Annotated in this window: 1 protein-coding gene; it reads right to left on the bottom strand. The window is 64.0% G+C overall.

The window, feature by feature from the left end:
- On the bottom strand, positions 1-559 hold a 559-nt coding region (locus AC5RUJ_RS18075), incomplete at both ends, for a glyceraldehyde 3-phosphate dehydrogenase NAD-binding domain-containing protein (protein WP_494156495.1).

Genomic DNA, 559 nt, shown 5'->3' with positions numbered 1-559 from the left:
GTCTCGGTCAACACCATGTTCAGCGCGGCGGAGCGGCCGCGGCGGGAACCCTTGTGGAAGTTGTCGATCAGGTTCTGGTCATTGGTGTAGGAGTGCACCGTTTCCACGTGGCCGTGGGCAATGCCGAACTTGTCGTTCAGCGCCTTGAGGACCGGGGTGATGGCGTTGGTAGTGCAGGAGGCAGCGGAGACGATCTTGTCCTCGTCGGTGATGTCTGCATGGTTCACGCCGTGCACGATGTTCTTCAGACCGCCCTTGCCGGGAGCGGTGAGGAGCACGCGGGAGACGCCGGGGCACTGCAGGTGCTGGGACAGCCCGGCCTCGTCGCGCCACTTGCCCGTGTTGTCCACCACGATGGCGTCCTTGATGCCGTACTGGGTGTAGTCGACGGACGCCGGGTCGTTGGAGTAGATGAACTGGATCAGGGTGCCGTTGGCCTGGATGGTGTTGTTTTCTTCATCCACGGAGATCGTGCCCTCGAAGGGGCCGTGCACCGAGTCGCGGCGGAGCAGGCTGGCGCGCTTGACCAGGTCGTCGTCGCTGCCCTTGCGGACGACGA

The organism is Arthrobacter sp. Y3223164 (assembly GCF_059091005.1).
This window is presented reverse-complemented; position numbering and strand designations above follow the sequence as displayed.